Consider the following 26,719-nt stretch of genomic DNA (forward strand, 5'->3'; position numbering starts at 1 on the left):
GCCCGATGTCCGACCGCTCGTCGCTGCTGCCCGCGCTCACGCTGCGGCAGGTCCAGCACTTCGTCGTGCTCGCCCATGCACGCAGCTTCACACAGGCCGCGCAGGCGCTGTCGCTCACGCAGCCCGCGCTCACCGCATCGATCCGCCAGATCGAGTTCCTGCTCGGCGGTCGCCTGTTCGCGCGTTCCGCGCACCGGCTCACACTGACGTCCGCAGGCGAAGCCGTGCTGCCGCTCGCCGAACGCCTGCTCAACCAGGCGCGCGGCACCTTCGACGACATGACGCGGCTCACCGGCGAACGCATCCAGACCGTACGCATCGCGTTCATCCCGTCGGTAGCGGGCCGCCTGCTGCCCGCACTCAACACGCTGCGCGACACGCAGCCGACGCTGCGCTTTACGCTCACCGACCTGCCGAACAGCGCGCTCGTCGAAGCGGTGCGCGACGGCGTCGCCGATCTCGGCATCGGCGTGCGCGAACCCGACGGCGACGATGGCACGCTGCGCTACCAGCAACTCTTCGAGGACGAGATCGTGATCGTCGTGCGGCACGACGATCCGCTCGCCCGCGCGAAGAGCGTCACGTGGGCGAAGCTCGTCGATCGCGAACTCGCGGTGTTCGTGCGCGGCAGCGTCAGCGAATCGCTGCATCGCACCGGCGGCGCCGGAAAGCTGCGCCTGAACGTCGCGTACCGGATGGAATACACCGAGCCGCTCTACGCGCTCGCGCGCAACGGCCTCGCGACCGCCGTACTGCCGAGCCTCTACACGATGCATCTGCACGATCCCGAACTCGTCGCGCTGCGCGTCGACAAACCGCGCGTCACCCGCGCGATCTCGCTGATCTCGCTCGCCGGCGACGATCGCGGCCCGCACGTGCGCGCCTGCCGCGAGTGGATTGCGAAGCACATCTGATTCATGATTCCGTTCGCCGCGCGACGGCCCGCGTTCAGGGCAGCTTCGCGATGCGCTCGACGAGCGCCGCGTAGAAGCGGTCCGCGTCGACCTCATTGATCCACGTCGCGTTCGCCGCGCGGCCGCTGCGCCCATTCCAGTCGACGACGGTCTCGCCGAGCGTCCACTGCCCGGTCGTCTCGACCACGACGTTCACCTTGCGTCCGCCGAACATCGTCGGATCGACGAGGTAGCCGACCGCGGTCGGGTCGTACATCGGCCCGTCGTCGACGCCGCGCCGCTTCTTGTTGTATGCCAGTTCGGCCGTCATGATGTCCGCGACGATCGCGCCGCAGCGGTTGCCGAGCGCGCGGAACGGCGCCACGCGTGCCGGCGTGATCGGCGCCTTCACGGCGACGTCGCGCGGCAGCACGACGATCGGCACGCCGCTGCCGAACACCGCATCGGCCGCCTGCGGATCGACGTAGATGTTGAACTCGGCGGCCGGCGTGATGTTGCCGCGTTCGAAGAACGCACCGCCCATCAGCACGATTTCGCGCAGCGCGCCGCGAATCTGCGGTGCCTCGACCAGCGCGGTCGCGATGTTCGTCAGCGGGCCGAGCGCGCACAGCGTCACGCTGTTCGGCGCCGCTCGGCTCAGCGTATCGACGAGATACGACACCGCATGGCCGGCAGCAAGCGGCGCGCGCGGCTCGTGCAGTTCGACGCCTTCGAGCCCTGTCTTGCCGTGCACGTTCGCGGCCGTCACCAGGTCACGCACGAGCGGGCGCGGGCAACCTGCATAAACGGGCAGCGTCTTCGTGCGGCCGGCCCAGTCGCGGATGATCCGCGCATTGCGTTCGGTCAGATCGAGCGGCACGTTGCCCGCGACGGCGGTCAGCGCGCGGACGTCGAGCCGGTCCTGCGCGCCCAGCGCGAACAGGATCGCGATGGCGTCGTCCTGCCCCGGATCGGTATCGATGATCACCGTGCGGCGCGCGGCGTCGCCGGCGGCGAATGCGCCCGTTTCGGGCAGCAGCGCGGTGCCGGCCAGCGCGGCCGACAGTTTCAGGAAGCTGCGGCGGGATGCGATCGGATGGGTCATGGTCGGGGACTCAGAAAACGTGCCGGACGCCGAGCGTCGCCATCATCTGGCGCGTGCCGGTCGAACGCGCGTACGCGAAGATCTGCGCATGGTCCGCGTCGCCGGCCGCCTGCTGCGCAATCACCGTCAGCGCGACGTCGGTGCGTTTCGACAGGAAGTAATCGGCCTGCAGGTTCACCTGGTGCCATTTCGGACGCTTGTCGATCACGTCGTACTTGCCGTTCGTGAACGCATATGCCGCGCCGAGAAAGAGCTGCGGCGTCATCGTATAGACGACGTTCACGCCGATGTTCTGCAGGTGCAGATGCGAATTGTCGAGGTAATCGTAGCGCACGTCGGTAAACATCGCCGCGAACTGCGCGCGGCCGATCGTGTAGAACCCGCCGGTGCCCGCGATCCGCTGCCGGCTTGCGTACGCCGCCGGCGACATCGCGCTCTTGCTGAAGATCAGCAGCGGCGACGCATAGTCGTTCGCGATCGCGCCGTCCTGGTTCGTGCCGCTGTACGGATGGTTGTACTGCGCGTAGACCGCGCTCCAGCGCAGCGGGCCCCGCTCGTAACCGAGCCCGAAGCTGTATGCGCTGTTGTTCGCGAAGCCCGTCGCGTTGCTGAAGCCGTACAGCGCGGTAAACTTCAGGCCGTAGTAGACGGGGCTCACGTACTTCACCGAGTTCTGCACGCGGATGTCGTTGTAGCCGTTGTCGTTGTCGCCGATGTTCACGCCGTTGCTCGCGATGATCACGGGCCCGATGTAGTCGTGGATCGCGTCGTACTGGCGACCGAACGTCAGCGAGCCGTAGGTGCGGTCGGCGAGGCCGACGTAGGCCATGCGCCCGAACTCGCGGCCGTTCTGCGCGGCCGTGCCCGTCATCACGTTGAAGCCGTTCTCGAGCTGGAAGATCGCGGACAGCCCCTGCCCGAGATCCTCCTTGCCCTTCAACCCCCAGCGCGGATTCTGGTTCGTGCCGGACAGCGCCTGCCAGGCGTTCTTGCCGCCCTGGTTGGTCGCGAACCCGACGCCGGCCGAGATGAGACCGTACAGCGTGATGCTGCTTTGCGCGCCGGCATGGGTCGCGAAGGCGCCGAGCATCGCGAGCGGAGCGAGCTTGTAGAGAGTTTTCATGCGGGTCGTGTGGTCGGTGGTGGTCCAGGCGCGGCGGGGTTCCGCGAAACTGGACTCGACTATACGAACCCGGATCGGATAATAAAAGTTTGCTTTTCTTATGCGTCGATAAAACGGATTTATTCTCGTTTTCATGAGCAGCGAAGCGCGGGCGACACGCCCCGCCGCTGCCGCGTTCGCCGCCTCGGCCGTCAGTCTGCCGTATCGCCGCCCTTCGGCAGCTTCGCCCACGCACCGCGCCCCGGCATCGGCGACCAGGCCGGGCGGGTCTTGCGGGCACTGTCGATCACGACCAGATAGCGGCCCGCGATCGGCGTGATGTCGCGATCGCGACGCAGCACCCACAGCGACTTGCCGTCCTCGACACGCGCCTGGTAATCGTCGTCGAGCAGGCCGTGCCGGTCGAAGAACGTGTTCAGCGACGCCGGTATCCGCACGCACCCTTTCGAGTGCCGGATGCCGAGCAGCGGTTCGAGGCGATCGGGGTCGGTCGCATGCATCTGGAAGCGCATCGGCGATACGCCGCCCTTGCCCCAGCCGCGCTCGCCGTCCACCCAGCCGAAGTCGTAGATGCGCATGTCGCGGCGGCCATAGCCGCGAATGCCGTTCTCGTTCGTCGTCCCTTCCGCGCGGAAGTCCATCGTGTCGGGCGAGTGATGGAACACGCCGAGCGGCGTCAGGAAATGGTCGTACTGGCCCGGCAGGCCGGTGCCGACCGGGGATGCGCCGATCATCAGCCACGCATTGGCCGGCGTCGCGCGGAAGTAGATGAACAGCGCCTGCACGTTCGGCGCGCGGTCGACCATCGCGACGTATTCGCCGGCGAGATCGCCGAGATCCGCATCGGCGAGCGCTTTCTGGAGTCGCTCGCCATACGCGCGCTGCTCGCTCGCCGGCACGTTCAGGCGCCGCGTGACTTCCTGCGTGAAACGCTTGCGCATGTCGAGCGCGCGCGTCGTCGCGTTCTGCGCCTCCTCGGCCGACAGCGGCGGATGCCGGCGCGGCGGAGTGGGCGGAGGCGGCTCGGCCTCGCTGGCGGGCGTGCCGGATGCGGCCGATGCCGGCGCGGTGGCCGACGCGGCGGAAGCGGCCGATGCGCCCGATGCCGCGCTCGCGGGTTCCGCATGATTCGCGTGATTCGTTCGTGACGCGGCCGATGTCGGCGCTGCGGCCGATGCGCCCGACGTCGCATGCGCAGACGAAGCAGGATGCGCAGGAGAGGCCGCCGAGGCAGGCGACGCAACCGATGACGATTGCGCGACAGACGCTGGCGCGTCGGACGCGGCAAAGGCAGGCCGTTCGGCGAGAACGGAAATCGACACCGCGGCAGCGAGCCACACGTATGCGGCGACTGCGCGGTTACGGCAACGCGGCTTCGCAAAACGCCGCGCCAGGTGGGCAAGAATCATACGTTCGAAGCCATCGGCCGATCCGGCCGCCGCGTGGTGCTGGTGCGAGCGGCGCATCTTCCGCGCAAGCCATCGACACGTCCGGCGCATCGCGTGCGCCCGACGCCGACGCCTCTTCGCGGTGGAGTCGTTCGCTGATGCAACGCGGGCGCTCCGATGGCGGCTAATGAGTCGTCAGGCCCTCCATTTTACTCGTCCATCCGCGAATCGGCAGCGATGAAAACCGCGATTCCACGGCGAAATTGCGCTTCGTCACGCTTTGTTTCAACTCGTTTCCGCTTGTGTCTTCGTTGCGTGGCAGGCTTGCCTGTTGAATGTTTCAGGTACGCGTCCGAAGGGTTGCGCGTTTCATCCGGTTCGCGTGCGCCTCCAGTTGATTTGCATGACGAAGCTTTTTTGGAGCGCTCGTCGACCGGAAACCGGATCTCCACCGCATCGCACGCATGCCGCACCGAACCGTGCGACACGCGTGCGCACCTGCGCACTACTTCGAGATGGTTTCGAGCGCGATGCCCTTCGTGCGCGGCCCCATGAGCCCGATCGCGGCCATCACGATCGCCATCGCGCCCGCGATGAACGCGAACACGCCGAAGGTGCCGAAGCCCTTCAGCACGGCCGCGATCACGAACGACGAGAAGATCGCCGAGAAGCGGCTCCACGAATAGACGAAGCCGACGGCCCGCGCGCGGATCGACGTCGGGAACAACTCGGCCTGGTACGCGTGGAAGCTGTACGACATGATGTTGCTCGCGAGCGTGAGGCCGATGCCGAGCACGATCAGGAACGCGCCCACCGTCGTCTGACTGAACAGCAGCCCGCAGACGACGATCGCCGCTGCCATCGCGACAATCACCGACTTGCGCTCGAAGCGGTCGGCGATCACGAGGCCGATCAGCGGGCCGATCGGCGCCGCGAGCGCGATCACGCTCGAATACATCAGGCTCGACGTGATCGTGATGCCCTGCTTGATCAGCAGCGTCGGCACCCAGTTCGCGAAACCGTAGAAACCGACCGTCTGGAATACGTTGAAGATCGTCATCATGATCGTGCGGCTGCGATACGGCGGCACCCACATGTCGCGGAAGCTGCCGCGCGGCGGGACGGGTTCGGCCGGTGCCGGCGGCGGCAGCGGCCGGCCGTATTCGGCTTCGACCTTCGCCTCGAGCGCGCGCATGATGCGGTCGGCTTCGTCGACCCGGCCCTGCTGCGCGAGCCAGCGCGGGCTTTCCGGCAGTTCGCGGCGAATCCACCACACGAACAGCGCGCCATGCGCGCCGATCAGCACGACCCAGCGCCAGCCGTCGAGGCCGAGCGGCGCGTGCGGCACGAGCAGATAAGCGAGGAACGCGACCACCGGCACCGCGACGAACCCCACCGCCTGCTCGCACGCGAACGCGCGGCCGCGAATCTGCTTCGGCACGAGTTCGGAGATGTACGTGCCGATCGTCACCATCTCGACGCCGAGCCCGAGACCGACGACGAAGCGCCAGAAGTTCAGCCCGGCCGCGGTGTCCTGGAACGCCATCACGACGTTGGCGGCCGTGTACCACAGCAGCGACCACGTGAAGATCGCGCGGCGGCCGAAGCGGTCGGCGAGGAAGCCGCATGCGATCGTGCCGATGAATAGCCCGGAGAACAGCGCGGCGATGAAGCTCGCGACGCCCGTCGTGCCGAACAAGCCATGTGTCGTCGCGGAAAGGATGCCGCTTTTCACGAGGCCCGGCGCGACGTAGCCGCTGTAGAGCAGATCGTAGAGTTCGAAGAAGAAGCCGAGGCTCAGCAGTACGACGAGCTTCCAGACGCTGCGCGTCGGCGGCAGGCGGTCGAGGCGGGCCGAGATGGAGCCGGGGTCGACGGATGGGGATTGGGCAGATGCCTGGGAAAGGCTGTCCGTTGAGGCCATCTTGGGCGCGTCTCCTGATCGTGTCGTGTCGTGTTGTGTGTTGTTGTCCGCCGGACCGCCGAACCGCCGTCGGGCGAATCGCTGCATTGTACCGGCACGTCCGTCTTGCGCACGTGCGCGCCGCCGGTCCGGCCGCATTGCAGGCGCCGAACCGATTCGGGCACCCGTTTTCGCGCCGGATAATGTGTAAATTGCGTAACCTTCTGTCGGCTACGGGAAAACGCGTCGGACCGACGATCCGGCGCCGCCCGCGTCGCGCCCGGCCGATGCCGGCCCGACGGTACGGGCCTCACGCGGCGTTTCGCGCCGCCACGCGCTGCCGGAATCGCCGCGAACGGGGCACGCAATCGGTACAACCACGCATTCCGCGCCCCGGTAACATGCTAGCGGGCCAACTACCGGCTTCCGGCTGCCTTTCGGCAACCGGCATCGTCGGCAAATCGTAAGCATTCCATGTCCATACAACGACTATTCACGTACGCCCGCCGGATCGCGCTGATCGCGCTGCTGCAGTTCGCGGCGATCGCGACCGCATCGGCGTTCCCGACGGCTGCTTCCGCTCCCGTCGCAAGCGGCGTCGGCACAACCGTGCCGGCCATCTCGCTGCCCGACGCCGTCGCCCAGCTCAAACAGATGCAGGCCGAACTGGACCGCATCAAGCAGCAGACCTCGACTACGTCCAACAGCAAGGAGCTGGACGCGCTCGACGACTCGGCGCAAGAACTGAGCGCGGACGTCGCCAAACTGCAGAGCGAGCTCACACCGCAACGCGCGCAGGTTCAGGCGCAGCTCGACGTGCTCGGCCCGCCGCCGGCCGAGGGCGCCGCGCCGGAAACGGCAGCCGTCGCGAAGCAGCGGGCCGCGCTGGACGCGCGCAAGACGCAGATCGACGCCGCGCTGAAGCAGGCCGCCGACCAGAAGACGAGTCTCACGAACCTGACCGAGCAGTTCGCGAAGCTGCACCGCAGCCTCCTGAAGAACCAGCTCGCGTTCCGTTCGGGCAGCATCTTCAGCGCGCAATTCTGGCTGCCGTTGTTCCACCTGTCGCCGGACGATCGCCAGCGGCTCGACGATTTCAACGGCGAACTGTTCGACATGCTGCATTCGTCGTGGGTACCCGGGCAACGGGCGATCACCACGCTGCTGCTGATCGCCGCATTCGCGGCATGGCTCGGCGGGCGCCGGCTCATCGAGCGCGGGCTCGCGTGGATCGCGCTGAATCGCCTGCCACCCACCCGCTTGCGCCGCAGTGCGCTGGCGCTGTCGACCGCGCTGTCGACCTTCCTGGCGACGGCCATTGCGATTCAGATTTTCTACCTCGCTGTCGCGCGCCACTACGAGCTCACGCCATCGCTGACCGATCTGTGGGACCAGTTCGCGAAGCTCGCCGCAACCTGCGCGTTGATCGCCGGGCTCGGCCGCGCACTGCTCTGCACGAAGCATCCGTCGTGGCGACTGCCGGCGCTCGCCGACCCGGTCGCACTCGCGATGAAGCCGTTCCCCGGCATTCTGGCCGCGCTGCTGCTGGTGTCGGGCACGCTCGAATCGATCAACCGGATCGTCGATACCAGCCTGTCGGTCACGCTGCTCGGTCGCGGCATCGTCTCGCTCGTCGTCGCGCTGACGGTCGGCGCATCGCTGTTGCGCGCGAACCGTGCGCGCAGCGCACTCGCGGCGGCAGGCGAGGCGCCCGAGCAACGCTCGACGCTCGCCGGTCTGATCCATGCCGGCGTCACGCTCGCGATCGTCGTTTCATTGATCGCACTCCTGATCGGTTACATCACGGTCGCGCGCTACATCACGTACGAGCTCGTGTGGTTCGAGATCGTGCTGTGCGCGACCTACATCCTGATCCAGTTGACGCGCGACGCGAGCGAAAGCCTGTTCTCGTCGAGCCTGTTGTCGGGCCAGCAGATCAAGCACCTGTTCGCGCTCGAGGACCGCCACCTCGACCAGGCGCGCACGGTCCTGTCCGGCTTCGGCACGAGCCTGCTGATGCTGATCGCGGCGATCGCGCTGCTGACCGGCGGCTTCGGCACGACGCCGAGCGACCTGCTCGACAGCGCGGTCGCGATGATCGGCAGCCAGCGGCTGCAGAGCCTGAACATCATGCCCGACCGGATCATGAACGCCGTGATCGGCTTCGCGATCGGCTTCTACCTGCTGCGCTCGCTGCGCCGCTGGCTCGACGGCGAGTTCATGCCCGCACTCGGCATGGATACGGGCATGCGCGTGTCGTTGATCACGCTGTTCACCAACGTCGGCTACGTGCTGCTCGTGCTGATGACGCTCGGGCTGCTCGGCGTCCGGTGGAACAATCTCGCGTGGATCGTCAGCGCATTGTCGGTCGGTATCGGCTTCGGCCTGCAGGAGATCGTGAAGAACTTCGTGTCGGGGCTGATCCTGCTGACCGAGCGCCCGGTGAAGGTGGGCGACATGGTCAGCATCGCGGGCGTCGAAGGCGACATCCGCCGCATCAACGTGCGCGCCACCGAAATCCAGCTCAGCGACCGCTCGACCGTGATCGTGCCGAACTCGCAACTGATCTCGCAGAACGTGCGCAACGTGACGATGGGCAACAGCACGCAGGGCGTCGCGACGCTGGTGCTGACGTTCCCGCTGAACACCGATCCCGAGCAGGTGCGCGACCTGCTGCTCGATGCGTATCGCGAGCACCAGGCGATTCTCGAGAAACCTGCGCCGTCGGTGACGTTCAGCCAGCTCACGCCGGAAGGGATCACGCTGAGCGTGACGGGTTACGTGTCGAGCCCGCGGATCGCGAGTTCGACGAAGAGCGACTTGCTGTTCGAGATCCTCAAGCAATTGCGCGCGGCGGGGATCACGCTGTCGAGTCCGCAGATGCTGATGGTGCAGAATATGCCGGCGAACGATGGCCCGACGCCGCACGAATCGTAAGTGAGCCATTGAACGGGTACGCCCGCGATCGATCGGCGCGCCGCGCGCATGGCGGTAAACGACAAGGGCCGGTTACCGCTTCCGCGGCAACCGGCCCGTTTCATTCGACGGTCGGCGCGCCCTGCCGGGCGCGCTGCATCACACGTCGAACTTCACCCCCTGCGCCAGCGGCAATTGCCGGCTGTAGTTGATCGTATTCGTCGCGCGACGCATATAAGCCTTCCACGCATCCGAACCCGACTCGCGCCCACCGCCCGTTTCCTTCTCGCCGCCGAACGCGCCGCCAATCTCCGCGCCGCTCGTGCCGATGTTCACGTTGACGATCCCGCAGTCGCTGCCCGCTGCCGACATGAACTGCTCGGCTTCACGCATGTCGTTGGTAAAGATCGCCGACGACAGGCCTTGCGGCACCGCATTGTGCACGTCGATCGCGTCTTCGAAATCGTCGTAGACCATCACGTAGAGAATCGGCGCGAACGTCTCGCGCTCGACCACCGCCGATTGCTTCGGCATCCGCACGATGGCCGGACGCACGTAGTACGCATCCTCGTGACCGACGTCGACGCGCTCGCCGCCCTTCACTTCGCCGCCCTGCTCGCGCGCATCGGCCAGCGCCTTCTGCATCGCGTCGAACGACGCACGATCGACCAGCGGGCCGACCAGCGTGCCTTCTTCGAGCGGATTGCCGACCTTCACCGACATGTAGGCCTTCTCGATGCGCGGCAGCAGTTGCTCGACGAGGCTGCGATGCACGATCAGGCGGCGCAGCGTCGTGCAGCGCTGGCCGGCCGTGCCGACCGCGGCGAACGTGACCGCGCGCACCACGAGGTCGAGATCCGCGCTCGGCGCGACGATCATCCCGTTGTTGCCGCCGAGTTCGAGGATGCCGCGTGCAAGGCGCTGGCTCAGCACCTTCGCGACTTCCTGGCCCATCCGCACGCTGCCCGTCGCGCTGACGACCGGCACCTTCTTCGACGCCGTCAGCACCTCGCCGACATCGCGCATGCCGAGCACCAGTTGGCTCAGCTCCGCCGGCGCGACGCCCGGATGCGTCTTCTCGAACTCGCGGAGCGCCTTCTGGAGCAGCACGTGGCACGCGATCGCGGTGAGCGGCGTCTTCTCGGACGGCTTCCACACGACCGAATCGCCGCACACGAACGCGAGCGCCGCATTCCATGCCCACACCGCGACCGGGAAGTTGAATGCCGAAATCACGCCGCACACGCCGATCGGGTGCCACGTTTCCATCATCCGGTGGCCCGGGCGCTCGGACGCGATCGTGAGGCCGTAAAGCTGGCGCGACAGGCCGACCGCGAAATCGCAGATGTCGATCATTTCCTGCACTTCACCGAGCCCTTCCGACGTGATCTTGCCGGCTTCGAGCGTGACGAGGCGGCCGAGCTCGGCCTTGTGCTCGCGCAGCACGTTGCCGAACACGCGCACGAGTTCGCCGCGCACCGGCGCCGGCACCGTGCGCCACTTGAGGAATGCGTCGTGTGCGGCGTCGATCTTGCGCGCTGCGTCGGCGGGCGTGTCGACGGCCAGCGTCGCGAGCGTCGCGCCGTCGAGCGGCGAACGCGCGGTCAGCGCATTACCTTTCCACTGGGCGAGATCGATGTCGAGCGCGGCAAGAATGTCGTTGAATTGCATCACTTCCTCTTCAGGGACAGATTGATCGGTGCGGCGGCAGCGCCGCCCGCGTGATTCGATTGGAGCGCGTTCGAGCGCCTTGTGCAAGCAGATGCGCCGCGCGGCCGGCCCGGTGCGCCATCCGGCGCATCGCGCTGCGCCGCCGCCGGAAAGCCCGGCCGGACGGCGCGCCCCAGCCTCGCGAGGCACGATCCATGAAACACATTGTCGATGGCCACAAGTCAGGCCGCTATTGATATTAACTCACGACTTCATTCCCAAAACGCAAGAAGTCCACGGGCCAGCCCCGCCTGTTTCGATGCCGATATGGGACGTTTCCAAAGCCCGTGACCGGCCGCCCGGACACATCTCAACGCGATACAAGTTGATGACCGTCGCGCATCACCCTGTTCGGAAATATCGTTTGCCGCCGGTGCACCGGGCACACACAATCGGTGCGACGTCGAGGTGCAACGCACCCGGCGCGCCGCCGGCCGCCACCACGACAGCCGGACGACCGACGAAGGCGACACGCACCACGGCCCGGCTCAGCGGGCCCGTTTCGCACTGTGCCTCACCGCTACCCGGCCGCGGCCGGCGACGCGTCGCGCTTCGTCACCGAAAAACAATCCCGGAGACAGCGCCCAGCGCCCGCCATGCATTCAGACGCCCGCCCCGATTCGTCCCGCCCGTCCGGCTCGCCGCCCGCGAAGCCGTCCCTCCACCGCGCGTTGCAGGCCCGTCATCTACGGATGATCGCGATCGGCGGCTCGATCGGCACGGGCCTGTTCGTCGCATCCGGCGCATCGATCTCGCAGGCCGGCCCCGGCGGCGCGATGCTCGCGTACATGGTGATCGGCCTGATGGTCTACTTCCTGATGACGAGCCTCGGCGAAATGGCGGCGTTCATGCCGGTGTCGGGCTCGTTCGCGACCTACGGCGCGAAGTTCGTCGACGAAGGCTTCGGCTTCGCGCTCGGCTGGAACTACTGGTACAGCTGGGCCGTGACGCTGGCGGTGGAGCTCGTCGCCGCGCAGCTCGTGATGAATTACTGGTTCCCGCACGTGCCGGGCGTCTGGTGGAGCGCGCTGTTCCTCACGCTGATCTTCGCGCTCAACGCGCTGTCGGTGCGCGGTTTCGGCGAAGCCGAATACTGGTTCGCGCTGATCAAGGTGCTGACGGTGCTCGCGTTCGTCGGCGTCGGCCTGCTGATGATCTTCGGGATCATGCAGGGCGGCCCGAGCGCCGGCTGGGGCAACTTCACGATCGGCGACGCACCGTTCGTCGGCGGCTGGGCGACGATGCTCGGCGTCGCGATGATCGCGGGCTTCTCGTTCCAGGGCACCGAGATGATCGGCGTCGCAGCCGGCGAATCGGAAAACCCGCGCACGACGATTCCGCGCGCGGTGAAGCAGATCTTCTGGCGCATCCTGCTGTTCTACGTGTTTGCGATCTTCGTGATCGGCGTGCTGGTGCCGTACACCGATCCGAGCCTGCTGAAGAGCGACGTGACCGATATCGGCGTGAGCCCGTTCACGCTGGTGTTCCGCCACGCGGGCCTCGCCTTCGCGGCCGGCGTGATGAACGCGGTGATCCTGACGGCCGTGCTGTCGGCCGGCAATTCGGGCATGTATGCGTCGACGCGCATGCTCTACAACCTCGCGGTCGAAGGCCGCGCGCCGAAGCTGTTCGCGAAGCTGTCGCCCGGCGGCGTGCCGCGCAACGCGCTGTATGCGACCACCGCCGTCGGCGCGCTGTGCTTCTTCACGTCGCTGTACGGCGACAAGACCGTCTACCTGTGGCTGCTGAACACGTCGGGCATGGCCGGCTTCATCACGTGGCTCGGCATCGCGGTCAGCCACTACCGGTTCCGCAAGGGCTTCCTGAAACAGGGCTACCGGCTCGACCAGTTGCCGTACCGGTCGAAGTGGTTCCCGTTCGGACCGCTGTTCGCGTTCGCGCTGTGCGCGGTCGTCGCGCTCGGCCAGGACTACCGCGCGTTCCTCGCCGACAAGATCGACTGGACGGGCGTCGCCGCGACCTACATCGGCCTGCCGTTCTTCCTCGCGATCTGGGTCGGCTACGCGCTGGTGCGTAAATGCCGCCTGGTGCGCTACGAGGACATGGAAATCGCGCCGTGGATCGACCGCAACGCCACGCCCGCCGCCACCGAAAAGGCCGACGCCAGCTATCCGGCCTACGTGGCCCGTCCGGTCAACCCGACGCCGGGGGCCTGAAGCCCGGCAACGCGCCGGCGGCCGCCCGATCGCGGCGGCCGACGCGCTGAAAGCCCATTCGACGCGGCGCACGCGTTCAGGCAAGATCGACGCGCGCCGTCCGTTTTTCCGCCGTCACGAATCACCGAAAACGCATGCAGAATTTCTACGAAGCCACCGTTACCCGCCAGCCCTACCCGCAACTGACCGGCACGATCGACACGCAGGTCTGCATCGTCGGCGGCGGCCTTGCCGGCCTGTGCACGGCGCTCGGCCTCGTCGAACGCGGCGTGCGCGACGTCGTCGTGCTCGACAGCGAACGGGTCGGCTTCGGCGCGTCGGGCCGCAACGGCGGCTTCGTGTTCGGCGGCTACAGTCTCGACAACGCCGACCTGCTGCGCACGCTCGGCCGCGACGAAGGGCGCCGGCTGTACCGGCTCACCGTCGATGCGGTCGAGCTGATCCGCGCGCGCATCGCGCGCTACGGGATCGACTGCGACATCGTCGACGAGGGCGTGATGCTCGCGAACTGGTTCGACGATCCGTCGCGGCTCGATGGTGTGCGCACGCTGATGAAAAACGAACTCGGCGTCGACTGGGAACCTGTCCCGACCGGCGCGCTGCGCGAACGGCTGAAGACGCAGCGCTATTACGGCGGCCTGTTCGAGCCGAACGCGTTCCACTTCCACCCGCTCAAATACGTGCTCGGCGTCGCGGCCGCCGCATCGCGCGGCGGGGCGCGCGTGTACGAGCGTTCGGCCGCGCTGGGCATCGCGCGCGACGGCGCCGGGTACGTCGTGCGCACGGCGCAGGGCGCGGTGCGCGCACAGGACGTCGTGTTCGCCGGCGGCGGCTACGCGCGCGGCGTGTCGCCGCGCGTCGAGCGCGCGGTGCTGCCGATCGCGACCTACGTGATCGCGACCGAACCGCTCGGCACGCGCCTGCCCGATGCGATCGACGCGCCGTACGCGATCTACGACACGCGTTTCGCGTTCGACTACTACCGTCCGCTGAAGGACACGCGGATCCTGTGGGGCGGCCGGATCTCCGTGCTCGACCGCGGCCCCGATGCGATCGCGCGCCTGTTGCGGCGCGACCTGCTGCGCGTGTATCCGCAACTGGAAGGCGTGAAGGTCGACTACGCGTGGGGCGGGCTGATGAGCTACGCGCGGCACAAGATGCCGCAAATCGGCCGCGACGCGGACGGCGTGTGGCACGCGATCGCTTTCGGCGGCCACGGGATGGCGCCGACCACGGTGGCCGGCGAGGCGCTCGCCGCCGCGCTGGCCGAAGGCCGGCCGGTGCCGGACGGCTTCGCCGCGTTCGGGCTCACGCGCACGTTCGGCCTGGCCGGCCTCGCCGCCGCGCAGCTCACGTATACGGCGTACCAGGCCCGCGACGCGCTTGCATCCTGCCGCCGCTGAGCGCCCGCGGCGGCCTTGCCGATTAGAGCGGGAGGTCGGCCGGGCGGGCATTTCCCACATGCTAGAATGCCTTTTCCAAGCCGCCGCGAACCACAACAAAGCCACATGAAAGCAGGAAGCAAGGCCGCCACGTCCGACACCCGCGCGCTTGCGTCCGATGCGCGGCGTAAATACGATCCCGAGCAAACCAAGCGCAACATCCTCGATGTCGCCACGCAGGAATTCTCCGCGATGGGCCTCGCCGGTGCGCGCGTCGACGCGATCGCGGAGCGGACGAACACGACGAAGCGGATGCTCTACTACTACTTCGAAAGCAAGGAAGGCCTGTACGAGGCCGTGCTGGAAAAGGTGTACGGCGACATCCGCGCGCTCGAGCAGGAACTGCACGTCGGCGACATGGAGCCGCGCGAAGGCATGCGCCGTCTCGTCGAATTCACGTTCGACTATCACGACAAGCATCGCGATTTCGTCCGCCTGGTGTCGATCGAGAACATCCACGGCGCGAAATATCTCGAACAGCTCAAGTCGTTCAAGAACCGCAACGTCAGCATCATCAAGACGCTCGAGGAACTGCTCGAGCGCGGCGCGGCCAGCGGCGCGTTCCGCCAGGACATCGATGCGTTCGACCTGCACCTGCTGATCAGCTCGTTCTGCTTCCATCGCGTATCGAACCGCTACACGTTCGGTGCCGCGTTCGGCCGCGATCCGTCGGCGCCGCGCCTGCGTGCGCGGCATCGCGACACGATCGCCGACGCGGTGCTGCGCTACGTCGCCGCGTAAGCGGCGCCCACAGCCGGCCGGGGCGCGACACGTCCGCGCCCCTTCACACTTCAGCACTTCAGCACGTCAGCGCATCAGTCCGTCGGCGCGGTCGACGCCAGCGCGATCCGCGCCTTCTGTTCGGGGCTGCCCGCCACGTAATACTTCTTCGCCCAGCTCGAATCGGGCGCCAGCGCGAGCCGCGCATGCGCGCCCGTGCCGCGCTGCTTCGCATTGATCGCCAATGCGCGTGCACGGTAGTGCTCGTAAAGCCGCAGGAATTCCGCGAGATAGATCGCCGCGATCCGCTTGTCGCGGATCTCGAGCAGGTTCTCGTCGTTGTACTGCTCGGAATTGCGGCTCATGTTCGCCGAGCCCGTATAGACGACCGGATTCGCGCCTTCCGCATCGATCACGACGAACTTGTGATGGATCACGACGGGCGGAAAGGCCGGCGCCGGTTCGCCCGGGAAAAGCCGCAGCTCCGGCTCGAAGCCTTGCGGCACGGTGGCCGGCGAAAAATACGACGCGTCGATCACGTCGTGGTTGTCGCGGCTGCGGTGGTACAGCTCGAGGTTCGCGAGCGTCGCCGCATCCAGCGACTGGCCAGCCTGCTGCGCGGCATCGGCCTTCGTCGCGCTGCCCGCGTTGATCCGGTTGACGAGGCCGAACATCATCAGCCCCCGGTCGCCGGCCGCGAAACACGCATCGCGCAGCGCCGCGTCGGTCGGCATGAACAGGCAGAACGACACCGAATGCTTCGCGGCCCCGATCGCGGCGACGATCGTATCGATCTCGGTACGCTGCCCCGACGGCTCCGGCGAGTACGCGACGCGCACCTGCGCGCTGCCGATCGTCATCGGCGCCGACCAGCCCGACGACAGCCGTGCGGTCTCCGCAATCGACGGATTCCCGGCCAGCGCGTGCGCGCGATCGTTGTACAGCGCGGCGAGCGCGGGCGAGTCGAACGCGTGCAGCACGTTGGCCTGCTCGGTCAGCCCCTCGGTCGTGAAGTTCGCGGAACCGGTCAGCACGCGCGCGGGCGCTGCGGCGGACGGCGCATCGGTCACGATGAACTTGTCGTGCATGATGTGCGTCTTGTCGCGCGGCGCGAGCGTCGCGAGCCCTTGCAACGCGTCGACGGCCGGCTGGTTCGGCGACGGCAGCGGCGGCTTGCCCTTGCGCGCCGTCGTGTGCGCGTCGTAGACGATCGCGAGCGACGCTTCGCCGTGCTGGCGGCCGAACGCCTCGAACGCGGGCAGCGCCCACAGCGTGTCGGTCAGGTGATAGACGGCCGATACCGCGCGCGACGCAGGATTGAGCATCTCCGCGAACACCTGCTCCATGTCGTTCGCGAGCCACGTGCGCAATTTCAGCGTCTGCGCAGCGCTCGGCGCCGCATTCGGTGCGAGGCCCAGCGCCGCGACCTGCTTCGCGAACGCCTGCGAGCTGACCACCGCGCGGTTGAACCACGTGCCGATGCCGTCCTCGATGTGCGCGGGCAGCACGACGTCGCACACGCCGGCTTCCGCGTCGAGCACCTGCAGGTTCGCCGGCGTACCGACGACCGGATAGACGTCGTAGCGGAACGACGCACCGCGGTCCTGCGGATCGATGCGCGCGTCCCACCACATGAATTTCTGAATCGGCGCCTGATCGGTCGGCGCATCGCCCTGCGTGTCGGCGGCCGGGCCGTCGAACGTCAGGCGATTGGGCAGCCAGCTGTCCGGCGCACGCGTCTTGCCGTCGGCCGACCAGAAGCCCGGCGTGCGCCGGATCGCGAAGCCGAGGAAATCGGACCGCGACGCCGCATCGGGCCAGTCGAAAGCCAGCAGGACCAGGGTGGGGGAAAGATAGCTGCGCACGCTGACGGTCATTCGTTGCTCCCTGGCCTGACGGCCGGTCGAAATGAATGGGTCAGTCTTGACGACGGTTCTTCCCGCGCGATGACCGTTCGATGAACCTTGTATGTCGGACGCGCGTCAGTCGCACACGAGCAGTTCGATCCCGCGCGCCGTCAGCGCGCGGCGCACGATCTTGTCGGGCGCGCGCTCGGTCACCAGATAGCGGGCGGCGGCCGCGCCGTTGATCCGCACCGGCGTCACGCGGCCGAATTTCGAATGGTCGGCGACGATGATCGCCGTGCCCGCCGCCGCGATCATCCGGCTGCGCACTTCGGCCGCGAGCCGGGAGTAGTCGGTGCATTCGCCGTCGGGCGTGATGCCGCCGGCGCCGACGAACGCGAAATCGACGTGGTATTGCGCAAGCTGGTGGATCGTGTCGAGACCGAACGTGGCGTCCTCGTCGTCGGACAGCTCGCCGCCGAGCAGCGTCACGCGGTTGCCGTTGCGCCGCGCGAGCACGAACGCGGTGCGCCAGTCGTTCGTGTAGATCGACAGCCGGTGCCGGTCGGCGAGCGCCAGCGCGACCGCATGCGGTGTGCTGCCCGAATCGATCAGCACCGATGCATCGTCGGGCACGAATTCGGCCGCGCGCCGTCCGATCGTGCGCTTCGCGTCGGCGTTCGCGGCTTCGCGCTCGGACAGGCTCGGCTCGCGGCGATCCGCGGCCAGCGCGCCGCCATGCGTCATCACGAGCAGGCCGCGCGCGGCCAGCGCGTTCAGGTCGCGCCGCACGGTTTCGCGCGACACGTCGAGCGAACGCACGAGTTCCGCGACCGACAGCGCGCCCGAGCGCCCGAGCTCCGACAGGATGTATTGATGACGTTGTTCCGCCAGCATCGCGTGTGCGCCCGAGGCGACTGGTAATGGGTAAGCCGGCCATTGTATTACGGACGTTTGACGACCATTTGACTGCGCCGGGTAATGCGGCCGGGCGGCCGGGGCAACGGTCGAGCGCGTTTCCCGAAAGCGAAATTCTGTATTGTCCGGCGCGCGCGAATCCGCGCGGCGCCGGTTGCTACACTTTGCGCTTCGCCGAACGACCGACCGACAAAGGGGCTCGCGCCATGTATCGCAAAGGCAGTGTGATTGAAATCCAGTTTCCGCCGGAACGTCTCAACGACGCGGCAGGCGATCCGTACTGGATCGACCTGACGCTCGACGAAGCGAGACGCCTCTACGAACAGCTCGCCGCGCGCTTCGCGACCGACGCGCGCGCCAATCAGCCGCTCGACACGTTCTCGATCGACTGATCGTCGCTGCTGCGCGTCCATCCGCGCGGCGCCGGTGTGTGGCGCTCGTCCCCGCCGCACCGCACACCGGCGCGATGACCGCCGGCGCGATCACGCGCCGCGTCGCATGAGTGCAGGATTCGACAAGACGCCGGCGCCGCTTCGGCCGATACTGGCCGACTTCCCGGTTCTGTCCGGCCGCCTCGCGGCCCGTCACGCATGCTTACCTCGATCGTCGCCGCCGCTTTCGTCGCACTCTGGTCCACCGGCTTCATCGTTGCACGGGCGATCAAGCCTTACGCCGATCCGAACCTGTTCCTGCTCGCGCGCTTCGCGGGCACGGCCGCGCTGTTCGGCGTGGTGGCGCTCGTCGCGCGCGCGCCGTGGCCGGCCCGCCGCGAATGGCCGCGCCACCTGATCGCCGGTGCGCTGCTGCAAGGCGTCTATCTCGGTGCGAGCTACTGGGCCGTCGCGCAAGGCTTGAACGCGGGCGTGATGGCGCTGCTCGGCGCGCTGCAGCCGCTCGCCACCGCCGTGCTCGCGGTCCCGCTGTTCAACGAACGCCTGCCCGCGCGCGGCTGGCTCGGGATGGCGCTCGGGCTGGCCGGCGTCGCGCTCGTGCTCGCGCCGAAAGTCACGGGCGGCGTCGCACCGCCGCCGGGCGCCGCGCCTGCTTGGCTCGTCGTCACCGTATCGGTTCTGGCGGTCGGGTCGATCACCGCCGGATCGCTGTATCAGAAAGGCAAGCTCGCGCAGAGCGATCTACGCACGGCAGTCGCCGTGCAGAACTTCGGCGCGGCGATCGTCGCGGCCATCTTCGTCGTGCTGCTCCATGAAACCCGCTGGATCGGCGCGCCGGCGCTGTGGGTATCGCTCGTGTGGGGCATCGTGTTCCTGTCCGGCGGCGCGGTCACGATGCTGATGTGGATGCTGCGGCGCGGCAATGCGGCGCGCGCGACGTCGCTGCTGTTTCTCGCGCCGCCGCTGGCCGCGCTGCAGGGTTACGGGCTGTTCGGCGAAACGCTCGCGACGATCCAGCTCGCCGGCTTCGCGCTCGCGCTGGTGGGCGTCGTGCTCGCGCGGCGCTGACGCGGGCTACATGCGCGCGATCGTGCGGCCGCGCCGACGTGTGTCGGCAAGCTCATCGAGGCGGGCCTCGCGGACGCCCGTCTCGCACCCGCCCGGCGCACCGTGCACCACGGCGACGCAGCGCGTCTCGCCGAAGCAACGCAAGACGGCCGGATCGCACGCCCGGCGCGGCGACGCGCCACGAATGCGCTTATGATGTCCGCCTTGCATTTCGTTCCGGAACTTCCTTCATGACATCCGCCGATTACGCCAGCCGCCAACGCGCGATCATTGCCGAACTGAACGTCGCCCCGCACTTCGACGCCGAAGCCGAAATCGATCGCCGCGTCGATTTCCTCGCGCGGTACCTTCGTTCGACCGGCCTGCGGACCTACGTGCTCGGCATCAGCGGCGGCGTCGACTCATCGACGGCCGGCCGGCTCGCGCAACTGTCGGTCGAGCGCCTGCGCGCCGACGGCTACGATGCGCGCTTCATCGCGATGCGCTTGCCGAACGGCGTGCAGAACGATGAAGACGATGCGCAGCGCGCGCTGGCGTTCGTGCGCGCGGACGAGGTGCTCACGGTCGACGTGAAGCCGGCCGCCGATGCGATGCTCCGTTCCCTGGTCGCGTCCGGCCACGCGTTCGAAACCCCCGCGCAGCAGGATTTCGTGCACGGCAACATCAAGGCGCGCGAGCGCATGATCGCGCAGTACGCGGTGGCCGGCGCGCGGCGCGGCCTCGTGATCGGCACCGATCACGCGGCCGAATCGCTGATGGGTTTCTTCACGAAGTTCGGCGACGGCGGCGCGGACATCCTGCCGCTCGCGGGCCTGAGCAAGCGTCGCGTACGCGGGGTGGCACGCGCGCTCGGCGGCGAGGAGCTGATCGTGATGAAGGTGCCGACGGCCGACCTCGAGGAGCTGCGCCCGCTGCGCCCCGACGAGCACGCGTATGGCGTGACCTACGACGAGATCGACGATTTCCTCGAAGGTAAACCGGTCGCCGACCGCGTCTACGAAACGGTGCTGCGCTTCTACGACGGCTCGCGTCACAAGCGCGCACTGCCGTACACGATGTTCGACTGGCCGGCCGCCTAAGCCCGCCGCCCCGCTACCGACAGACCGCCGCGCGCACCGTCATGGCTGCGCGCGGGCCCCACGCGACGGGCGACGCTATGCGTGCCCGCCCGTCTTCTTCGCCTGCAGCGCACGAATCCGCATCCGCGCGCCCGTATCGCTGACCGTCGCGTCGTACATCGTCGCGAGATCGCGCTTGAGCGCGGTGCGCGAGCCGCCGTCGAGATACACCATGTGCCCCGACGGATAGAACCGCGCGGACAGGTTCTGCCGCACCTTCTGGTCCTCCAGCGGCATCTGCTGCAGATCGATCACGGTCTGGTAGAACGGCGTGACGAAGTCGTAGAGGCCGTTCGCCGACAGCACCTTCAGGTCGACGTTCAGCGCCATCACCGCGGCGAGGTCGCCGGCCGTGTAGAGGATCACGTTCCCCTTCGCATCGAGGCCCTGCTGCGCGCCGGTCGGGTCGATGTGGCTGAAATCCCAGTTCTGGAATGCCTGGTCGTTCAGGTCCGTGAACGCGGAATTCGACGTGAACTTCAACTGCTCGTTCAGGTAGCTGTTCCACATCGCCGTATAGACGCCCGTCACGGCCGTCATCGTCGGATCGTTGCCCCCCGAATTCGGGTCGATCTTGCCGGCGATGCCCGACGAGATCCCGGTCACGCGGCCGTCGTACGAACCGAGCGCGAGCCCCTGCGCATGCAGCAGCGTCGTCAGGAACACCGAGTTGCCGCGCGCGTCGTAGCCCGCGATATCGAGCCCCCACGATTGCAGCGTCGCCGTATCGATGCCCGTGTATTGCGACAGCTTCTGCACGGTGGCCGGGTTCGCGTGCGGCGCCGCGCGCAGCGCGGCCAGGTAGTCGGTGCGCGCGAACTGCGCGACTTCCTCGATGAACGCGCCGAGATCGCTCGGCGGCGGCTTGATGCCGAGTTTCTTGTGATACCACGCGTCGGCCGCGGCGGTCGGCAGCGCGCCGACCGGGTTGCCGGCCTGCCGGTAATCGAGGATCGACGATTGCAGCGTGACGCCGTTCAGGTCGACGCCATCCTCGTGCAGCTTGTACGCGAGCACGCAGCTGCGCGCCGTGCCGTACGATTCGCCGAACAGGTATTTCGGCGAATTCCAGCGGTTGTTCTTCGTCAGGTAGCGCTTGATGAACTGCTTCAGCGAATTCGCATCCTGGTCGACGCCCCAGAAGTCGCGGTTCTTGTTCGGCGCGACGGCCGCCGAATAGCCGGTGCCGACCGGGTTGATGAACACCAGGTCGCTGTGGTCGATCATGCTGTCCGGGTTGTCTTCGATCTGGTACGGCGCGGGCGGCGTGAAACCCGGCATCGACGTCTTGATGCGCTTCGGCGCGAACGAGCCGAGCAGCACGAACACCGACGACGAACCCGGCCCGCCGTTGTAGAAGAACGTCACGGGCCGCGTTTCTTCCTTCGCGCCGTCGGCCGTGAACGCAACGTAGAAGATCTTGGCGGCCGGCTGCGAACTGCTCGGATCGACCGTCACGAGATGGCCGACCGTCGCCGTGTACGCGATGCGCTTGCCGTCGATCAGGATCGTGTGGTGCGTGATCGCGGCCGCCTCGGTCGTGTCGGTCACCGAGTCGTCCGGGCCATTGCCGTACGCGACCGGATCGAAGAACGGCTGGTCGCGGCCGTGGCTCAGCGCGACGGGGTTGATGGTCGGCGGCACGCCATGCGAATTGTGGTCGCCGTGATGCAGCGGATACACGCCGCCGGAAGATGCGGAATCGATGCCCATCGTGCTGCTCCTGGAGGTGAAAAAAGACGCGGGCAGACCACCCGCGTCGAACGAAAAGACATGCGCCGGCGCGTCAGCTCGACGGCTTGCGCGCCAGGATCGCGGCGAGTTGCGCGCCGTTCGGGCTGCCGAGGCCCGTGCACGCGTCCCAGCCCGACGCGGCCGCATACGTGCCGTTCGATCCTTTCGTGATGTCGCGCAGCGCGCCCGGATTCTTGTACAGCACCGGATTGATCCAGCCGGCCGATGCGCCGGCCGACGCATTGATCCGCGCGATCAGCGCGGCCCACAGCGGGGCGACCGCGCTCGTGCCGCCCATCACCGCCGGGGTGCCGGCGACCGACACCTCGTAGCCCGTCTGCGGCGACGCGTCGCCGGCCACGTCCGGCACGCCGCGCTTCGCGAGCGGCGTGCTGCTGCCGTCGGCGTGCGCCACGGCCAGCCCCTGCTGCCATGCCGGCAGGTCGAACAGCGTACTGACGCCGCCGCCGCCCGCACCGCCGCCGGACGCCTCGTCGTTCCACGTGACTTCGCTGCGAATGCCCTGCCCGGGCAGCGCGTCGAGCTGCGTGCCGCCGCAGCCGAGCACGTACGGGCTCGAGGCGGGGAAATCGACGTGATCGGCGCCATCCTGCAGCCCGTCGCCCGAGCCGCTGTCGCCCGACGCCGCGCAGACGGTGATGCCCTGCGCGGCCGCCGCCTGCAGCACGCGGTCGAACGCGTGTGCCGACTGCGCCTGCCAGATCGCTTCCGGGCCGCCCCAACTGATCGAGATCACGGAAGGCCGGTTGGTCTTGTCGGTGACGGCCGCGTTGACGGCCTGGATGAAGCCCGCGTCGCTGTTCGGCGCGAAGTACATCGCAAGCTTCGCGGCCGGTGCGATCGCGCCGGCGATTTCGATGTCGAGCGCGACTTCGCCGTCCGGGCCGTTCGGCTCGCCGGTCGGCGCATTGCGGCCGGTGCCGACGTTCACGTCGACGAGCGTCGGCGGCGTCGTGATCCCGAGCCCGCGGAAATACTGCTGGATGTCGGCCGCGCGATAGCCGCCGCCGAGCTCGACGATCGCGATGCATTGCCCGGCGCCGTCGCCGGCCGGAAAGTCGTACAGCGACGCAAGCTGGATCGGCGTGAACGTGACGGCCGCCGCGCCGCGCGCGGGCTTGAACGGCGGGCGGAACCGGAAGTGCGGCCGCGCCTGCGGGCGGCTGTCGAGGCCGAGCACGGCCGTCACCGCATCGCCGAGCTCGTCGGGTAGCGCGATCGGGCCCGAGCGGCCGCGATACTGACCGATCGCCCGATGCTCGAAACGCTCGAGCTTCACGCTGAAGGCGGTTTCGAACTGCCCGATCGTGCCGGACAGCACGACGACGCTTTCGACCGGGTCGACGCGATCGACCGTCAGTTGATGACGATGCGCGAAATCCTCGGTCTTGCGGATATCGTCGGGATTGGCGGAGAAACGCTGCGCGAATGCGTCGCGCGACAGCGGTTTCGCGTGCGCGTCGCCGGTGGCGAGCTGGTGAACCAATGCCTCGAGTTGCCCTTCTTCCTGCCGCCGCAACATGATCGTGACGTGGATGCGTTCTGCCGGATCGCACTGGCCGAGACACTTGGACTCGGCGACGATACGGGGTTCACGGTCGGCTTGAAGATGCCTTGCCATGTTCAGACCCTCCTTGGTACCGCGTTGCACGGAACAGCCAGGAAATCGGACATAGCCTAAGGGAGACGGTTCCGTTCGGTCAGTCGATTCGCGACGGCGCGTCCGCGATGGCGCGTTTGCGATCGCGCGAAGTTAGAGGAAGTTTAGAACAGTCAGACGATTTGCGCGCACGCCCTTCTGCGGCAACGCGCATGCGTGCAGGCCAGCATCGCGCGCGGCCGGCGTCGATTCTCGCACGGCCGCCGCCACGTCGGTCGACCCGCGCGGCGAGGCAAGTACCGGCCAAGCGGCCGCCACCCTCAGTCCATCGACAGTCGCAGTGCGAAACCGATCAGCGCCGCGGAAAAGGTCCAGCGCTGCACCGTCTGCGCCAGCGGATGCGCGCGCATCCACGCCGCGATGCGCGACGCGCCGAACACGCACGCGAGGTCGAAGCACACGCCGGCCGCCACCAGCAGCGCGCCAAGCGCGAACATTTGCCAGACGACCGGCCCGGCCTCGGGCCGCACGAACTGCGGCAGCAGCACCGAGCAGAACAGCAGCGCCTTCGGGTTCAGCAGGTTGGTCAGCAGCCCCTTCACGAACGACTGCCGCAGTTCGCCCGCCGCCGCGCCGCCATCGCCGTCGCCGAGCGCGAACACCGGCGAGCGGAACACCTGGATCGCGACATACGCGAGATAGAGCGCGCCGCCGTAGCGGATCACCTCGTACAGCCACGGCGCGCTGCGGATCAGCGCCGCGACGCCGCACGCCGACAGCGTCACGTGCGCGGTGCGCGCGAGCGACAGGCCGGCCGCCGCCGCCATCCCCGGCCGCACGCCGCGGCCGATGCTGGTCTGCAGCACGAGCGCCATGTCGGGCCCCGGCACCGCATAAATGGCCGCCAGCGCGGCAAGATAAATCAACAGCAAATGCGTGGAAATCATGGTCTGCCCCCGTCCTCCAATGACGATATGTTGCCGTTGAAGGATGAGGGATTATTGGCCATCTTTGGCGATGAATTGGCGATTCGTAGGGGAATCCGCCACAATTCACAAATCAGAACAAGGATTCCGCCATATGATCGACCTCGACAAAACCGACCGCGCGATCCTCGCCGCGGTGCAACGCGACGGCCGCCTGCCGATCGCCCGGCTCGCCGAATCCGTCGGGCTGTCCGAGACGCCGTGCGCCCGCCGCCTGAAACGCCTCGAAAACGACGGCTACATCGAACGCTACCGCGCGCAGCTGTCGCGCCAGGCGCTCGGCTTCGGCGTGGTCGCATTCGTGCTCGTACGGTTCGCGACGCACGACCGCAAGGTCGCCGACCGGTTCGAACGGGAAGTGCTCGGCATCGAGCGGATCCTGGCCTGCCACAACGTCGCGGGCACGGCCGACTACCTGCTGCAGGTGGTCGCCCGCGACCTCGACGACTACGGCACGTTCCTGCGGGATTCGCTGCGGATGCTGCCGGGCGTGACGTCGATCGAATCGGCGCTGTCGCTGCGCGAGGTGAAGCACGACGCGGGGTTGCCGGTGCCGTGATGCACGCCGAAGCGGCGACCGGCCCCGGTGTAACGCTCGTTCACGTTGTTGGCGGCCCCGCGGTCATGCGAAGTCGGACGACTGGTGCGCGCGCTCGAGATCCTCGAGAAACGCCTCCACGAGCGGGTTCCCGCGGCCGTTGCGCGCGACGACCATGTGGAACGTCACGTCGTAGCGCAGTTGCTCCGGATTGAGCGGCGCGAGCAGCCCCTGCGCGACGTACGGCGCCGCGAAATGCTGCGGCAGATAACCGAGATGGTGGCCGGACAGGATCAGCAGCGCGACGGCCTCCATGTTGTCCGCGGTCGCGGTCACGCGATCGGGCGTCGTCGACAGTTGCGCCTCGGGCAGCGGATACGAGCGCCACGCCCATTCGAAGCCGGCGACGTCGGCCGGCGTCAGCGTGCCCGCGCCGTCGAACAGCGGATGGCCACGGCCGCAATACGCGACCTGACGCTCGATGAACAGCGGCGTGTAGTGCAACGACGGCACGCGATGCCAGAAGTAGCCGACCGCGATCTGGATCTCGTCGCTCAGCAGCTTCTCCTCGAGATCGCCGGGCGCGCGCACCGAAATCGAGAAGCGCACGGCCTCGTCGCGGGTCCGGAACGCGGCGATCGCCTCGGCGATCCGCGCGTTCTGGCTCACCGGCGTATGGCCGATCAGGCCGATGTTCAGCGTGCCGACCAACTGGCGATCCATGTGCCGCGCGGCCATCCCGAATTCGTCGAGCGCCGCCAGCAGCTTGCGGCTCATCGCGTGGAACCGCTCGCCCTTCGGCGTGAGCCGGAAGCCGCTGCGGCCGCGTTCGCAGAGCCGGTAGCCGAGCCGCGTCTCGAGCGACGACAGCTGCGCGCTGATCGTCGACTGGCCGACGTTCAGCACGGCCTGCGCGGCCGACACGCCGCCCGCGTCCGTGACCGCGAGAAACACGCGGATCAACCGCAGATCGAGGGTCGACAGATTCCCCAGCACGTTCATCCCCTTCCATACATCGATGATGATCGATGTTTACGTCGATATCTTCGCATTCTTCTTTCCCGACGGAGCGCGTAAAACTGTGCGCCAGACCGCGTCGCATGATACGGCAACCCCACACTGG

Annotated in this window: 21 protein-coding genes; 9 read left to right on the top strand and 12 right to left on the bottom strand. The window is 67.8% G+C overall.

What is annotated here, in order from left to right:
• Positions 1-5 precede the first annotated feature (5 nt).
• On the top strand, positions 6-914 hold the full coding sequence (locus tag CFB46_RS17360) for a LysR family transcriptional regulator (RefSeq protein WP_027781463.1): 909 nt from the start codon (positions 6-8) through the stop codon (positions 912-914).
• A gap of 34 nt (positions 915-948) precedes the next feature.
• Here the strand turns inward: CFB46_RS17360 and CFB46_RS17365 are convergent, their stop codons facing one another.
• From CFB46_RS17365 to CFB46_RS17380, 5 genes are all read right to left on the bottom strand, one after another.
• Positions 949-1,998 carry a nucleoside hydrolase gene (locus CFB46_RS17365; RefSeq protein ID WP_027781464.1) on the bottom strand — a complete coding sequence of 350 codons (1,050 nt, stop codon included), beginning with the start codon at positions 1,996-1,998 and terminating at the stop codon, positions 949-951.
• Between the two features lie 10 nt (positions 1,999-2,008).
• Positions 2,009-3,121, bottom strand: coding sequence for a porin (locus CFB46_RS17370; RefSeq protein ID WP_089500620.1), 1,113 nt, complete (start codon positions 3,119-3,121; stop codon positions 2,009-2,011).
• Between the two features lie 191 nt (positions 3,122-3,312).
• On the bottom strand, positions 3,313-4,620 hold the full coding sequence (locus CFB46_RS17375; protein WP_089500621.1) for a hypothetical protein: 1,308 nt from the start codon (positions 4,618-4,620) through the stop codon (positions 3,313-3,315).
• 98 nt (positions 4,621-4,718) lie between these two features.
• Entirely contained in the window at positions 4,719-4,997 is a 279-nt protein-coding gene (locus CFB46_RS35325) for a hypothetical protein (RefSeq protein ID WP_179235079.1), read from the bottom strand.
• Between the two features lie 17 nt (positions 4,998-5,014).
• The gene (locus CFB46_RS17380) at positions 5,015-6,433 is read right to left on the bottom strand and encodes an MFS transporter (protein WP_089500622.1); all 1,419 of its coding nucleotides are present in this window, start codon (positions 6,431-6,433) and stop codon (positions 5,015-5,017) included.
• Between the two features lie 453 nt (positions 6,434-6,886).
• Here CFB46_RS17380 and CFB46_RS17390 point away from each other — a divergent pair, with 453 nt between their 5' ends.
• Positions 6,887-9,349 (top strand): DUF3772 domain-containing protein, encoded by a 2,463-nt coding sequence (locus CFB46_RS17390; RefSeq protein ID WP_089500624.1) that lies wholly within the window; start codon positions 6,887-6,889, stop codon positions 9,347-9,349.
• A 138-nt stretch (positions 9,350-9,487) separates the two neighbouring features.
• Here CFB46_RS17390 and amaB read toward each other — a convergent pair whose 3' ends face one another.
• Entirely contained in the window at positions 9,488-10,999 is a 1,512-nt protein-coding gene (amaB, locus tag CFB46_RS17395) for an L-piperidine-6-carboxylate dehydrogenase (protein ID WP_089500625.1), read from the bottom strand.
• A gap of 635 nt (positions 11,000-11,634) precedes the next feature.
• Here amaB and CFB46_RS17400 point away from each other — a divergent pair.
• The 3 genes from CFB46_RS17400 (at position 11,635) to CFB46_RS17410 (ending at position 15,398) form a co-directional block, all read left to right on the top strand.
• Positions 11,635-13,215: an amino acid permease gene (locus CFB46_RS17400; protein ID WP_089500626.1), complete on the top strand. Its 1,581-nt coding sequence runs from the start codon at positions 11,635-11,637 to the stop codon at positions 13,213-13,215.
• 134 nt (positions 13,216-13,349) lie between these two features.
• On the top strand, positions 13,350-14,618 hold the full coding sequence (locus CFB46_RS17405) for an NAD(P)/FAD-dependent oxidoreductase (RefSeq protein WP_089500627.1): 1,269 nt from the start codon (positions 13,350-13,352) through the stop codon (positions 14,616-14,618).
• A 105-nt stretch (positions 14,619-14,723) separates the two neighbouring features.
• Positions 14,724-15,398, top strand: coding sequence for a TetR family transcriptional regulator (locus CFB46_RS17410; RefSeq protein ID WP_027781472.1), 675 nt, complete (start codon positions 14,724-14,726; stop codon positions 15,396-15,398).
• A gap of 74 nt (positions 15,399-15,472) precedes the next feature.
• On the opposite strand, the gene CFB46_RS17415 is transcribed toward CFB46_RS17410, so the two are convergent.
• Both CFB46_RS17415 and CFB46_RS17420 read right to left on the bottom strand, forming a co-directional pair.
• The gene (locus CFB46_RS17415; RefSeq protein ID WP_089500628.1) at positions 15,473-17,254 is read right to left on the bottom strand and encodes a phospholipase D-like domain-containing protein; all 1,782 of its coding nucleotides are present in this window, start codon (positions 17,252-17,254) and stop codon (positions 15,473-15,475) included.
• Between the two features lie 105 nt (positions 17,255-17,359).
• On the bottom strand, positions 17,360-18,118 hold the full coding sequence (locus tag CFB46_RS17420; protein ID WP_089500629.1) for a DeoR/GlpR family DNA-binding transcription regulator: 759 nt from the start codon (positions 18,116-18,118) through the stop codon (positions 17,360-17,362).
• 227 nt (positions 18,119-18,345) lie between these two features.
• Here CFB46_RS17420 and CFB46_RS17430 point away from each other — a divergent pair, with 227 nt between their 5' ends.
• From CFB46_RS17430 to nadE, 3 genes are all read left to right on the top strand, one after another.
• Positions 18,346-18,531 carry a hypothetical protein gene (locus CFB46_RS17430; RefSeq protein ID WP_006480515.1) on the top strand — a complete coding sequence of 62 codons (186 nt, stop codon included), beginning with the start codon at positions 18,346-18,348 and terminating at the stop codon, positions 18,529-18,531.
• A gap of 198 nt (positions 18,532-18,729) precedes the next feature.
• Positions 18,730-19,599, top strand: coding sequence for a DMT family transporter (locus tag CFB46_RS17435; RefSeq protein WP_089500630.1), 870 nt, complete (start codon positions 18,730-18,732; stop codon positions 19,597-19,599).
• A gap of 230 nt (positions 19,600-19,829) precedes the next feature.
• Positions 19,830-20,678, top strand: coding sequence for an ammonia-dependent NAD(+) synthetase (gene nadE, locus CFB46_RS17445; protein ID WP_089500632.1), 849 nt, complete (start codon positions 19,830-19,832; stop codon positions 20,676-20,678).
• 75 nt (positions 20,679-20,753) lie between these two features.
• On the opposite strand, the gene CFB46_RS17450 is transcribed toward nadE, so the two are convergent.
• The 3 genes from CFB46_RS17450 to CFB46_RS17460 all read right to left on the bottom strand — a co-directional run bounded on the left by CFB46_RS17450 (position 20,754) and on the right by CFB46_RS17460 (position 25,019).
• Complete coding sequence (locus CFB46_RS17450; protein ID WP_027781477.1) at positions 20,754-22,430, bottom strand: S10 family peptidase; 1,677 nt, start codon at positions 22,428-22,430, stop codon at positions 20,754-20,756.
• 73 nt (positions 22,431-22,503) lie between these two features.
• A complete protein-coding gene (locus CFB46_RS17455; protein ID WP_027781478.1) occupies positions 22,504-24,093 on the bottom strand; it encodes a S53 family peptidase in 1,590 nt (529 codons plus the stop codon).
• 299 nt (positions 24,094-24,392) lie between these two features.
• Positions 24,393-25,019 carry a LysE family translocator gene (locus CFB46_RS17460; protein ID WP_027781479.1) on the bottom strand — a complete coding sequence of 209 codons (627 nt, stop codon included), beginning with the start codon at positions 25,017-25,019 and terminating at the stop codon, positions 24,393-24,395.
• Positions 25,020-25,152: 133 nt separating this feature from the next.
• Between CFB46_RS17460 and CFB46_RS17465 the strand changes: the two genes are divergently transcribed.
• Positions 25,153-25,617, top strand: coding sequence for an Lrp/AsnC family transcriptional regulator (locus CFB46_RS17465; RefSeq protein WP_006488501.1), 465 nt, complete (start codon positions 25,153-25,155; stop codon positions 25,615-25,617).
• A gap of 63 nt (positions 25,618-25,680) precedes the next feature.
• Here the strand turns inward: CFB46_RS17465 and CFB46_RS17470 are convergent, their stop codons facing one another.
• Positions 25,681-26,592 carry a LysR family transcriptional regulator gene (locus CFB46_RS17470; RefSeq protein ID WP_089500650.1) on the bottom strand — a complete coding sequence of 304 codons (912 nt, stop codon included), beginning with the start codon at positions 26,590-26,592 and terminating at the stop codon, positions 25,681-25,683.
• Positions 26,593-26,719 lie beyond the last annotated feature (127 nt).

Source organism: Burkholderia sp. HI2761, from assembly GCF_002223355.1.
Classification (GTDB): Bacteria; Pseudomonadota; Gammaproteobacteria; order Burkholderiales; family Burkholderiaceae; genus Burkholderia.

Excerpts from the sequence above, each read along its gene's own strand:
- CFB46_RS17450 (WP_027781477.1), bottom strand. The coding sequence starts at position 22,430 with ATGGGCATCGATTCCGCATCTTCCGGCGGCGTGTATCCGCTGCATCAC.
- CFB46_RS17460 (WP_027781479.1), bottom strand. The coding sequence starts at position 25,019 with ATGATTTCCACGCATTTGCTGTTGATTTATCTTGCCGCGCTGGCGGCC.
- nadE (WP_089500632.1), top strand. The coding sequence starts at position 19,830 with ATGACATCCGCCGATTACGCCAGCCGCCAACGCGCGATCATTGCCGAA.
- CFB46_RS17380 (WP_089500622.1), bottom strand. The coding sequence starts at position 6,433 with ATGGCCTCAACGGACAGCCTTTCCCAGGCATCTGCCCAATCCCCATCC.
- CFB46_RS17375 (WP_089500621.1), bottom strand. The coding sequence starts at position 4,620 with ATGCGCCGGACGTGTCGATGGCTTGCGCGGAAGATGCGCCGCTCGCAC.
- CFB46_RS17435 (WP_089500630.1), top strand. The coding sequence starts at position 18,730 with ATGCTTACCTCGATCGTCGCCGCCGCTTTCGTCGCACTCTGGTCCACC.
- CFB46_RS17400 (WP_089500626.1), top strand. The coding sequence starts at position 11,635 with ATGCATTCAGACGCCCGCCCCGATTCGTCCCGCCCGTCCGGCTCGCCG.
- CFB46_RS17420 (WP_089500629.1), bottom strand. The coding sequence starts at position 18,118 with ATGCTGGCGGAACAACGTCATCAATACATCCTGTCGGAGCTCGGGCGC.
- amaB (WP_089500625.1), bottom strand. The coding sequence starts at position 10,999 with ATGCAATTCAACGACATTCTTGCCGCGCTCGACATCGATCTCGCCCAG.
- CFB46_RS17415 (WP_089500628.1), bottom strand. The coding sequence starts at position 17,254 with ATGACCGTCAGCGTGCGCAGCTATCTTTCCCCCACCCTGGTCCTGCTG.
- CFB46_RS17465 (WP_006488501.1), top strand. The coding sequence starts at position 25,153 with ATGATCGACCTCGACAAAACCGACCGCGCGATCCTCGCCGCGGTGCAA.
- CFB46_RS17410 (WP_027781472.1), top strand. The coding sequence starts at position 14,724 with ATGAAAGCAGGAAGCAAGGCCGCCACGTCCGACACCCGCGCGCTTGCG.
- CFB46_RS17365 (WP_027781464.1), bottom strand. The coding sequence starts at position 1,998 with ATGACCCATCCGATCGCATCCCGCCGCAGCTTCCTGAAACTGTCGGCC.
- CFB46_RS17430 (WP_006480515.1), top strand. The coding sequence starts at position 18,346 with ATGTATCGCAAAGGCAGTGTGATTGAAATCCAGTTTCCGCCGGAACGT.
- CFB46_RS17370 (WP_089500620.1), bottom strand. The coding sequence starts at position 3,121 with ATGAAAACTCTCTACAAGCTCGCTCCGCTCGCGATGCTCGGCGCCTTC.
- CFB46_RS17390 (WP_089500624.1), top strand. The coding sequence starts at position 6,887 with ATGTCCATACAACGACTATTCACGTACGCCCGCCGGATCGCGCTGATC.
- CFB46_RS17455 (WP_027781478.1), bottom strand. The coding sequence starts at position 24,093 with ATGGCAAGGCATCTTCAAGCCGACCGTGAACCCCGTATCGTCGCCGAG.
- CFB46_RS17405 (WP_089500627.1), top strand. The coding sequence starts at position 13,350 with ATGCAGAATTTCTACGAAGCCACCGTTACCCGCCAGCCCTACCCGCAA.
- CFB46_RS17360 (WP_027781463.1), top strand. The coding sequence starts at position 6 with ATGTCCGACCGCTCGTCGCTGCTGCCCGCGCTCACGCTGCGGCAGGTC.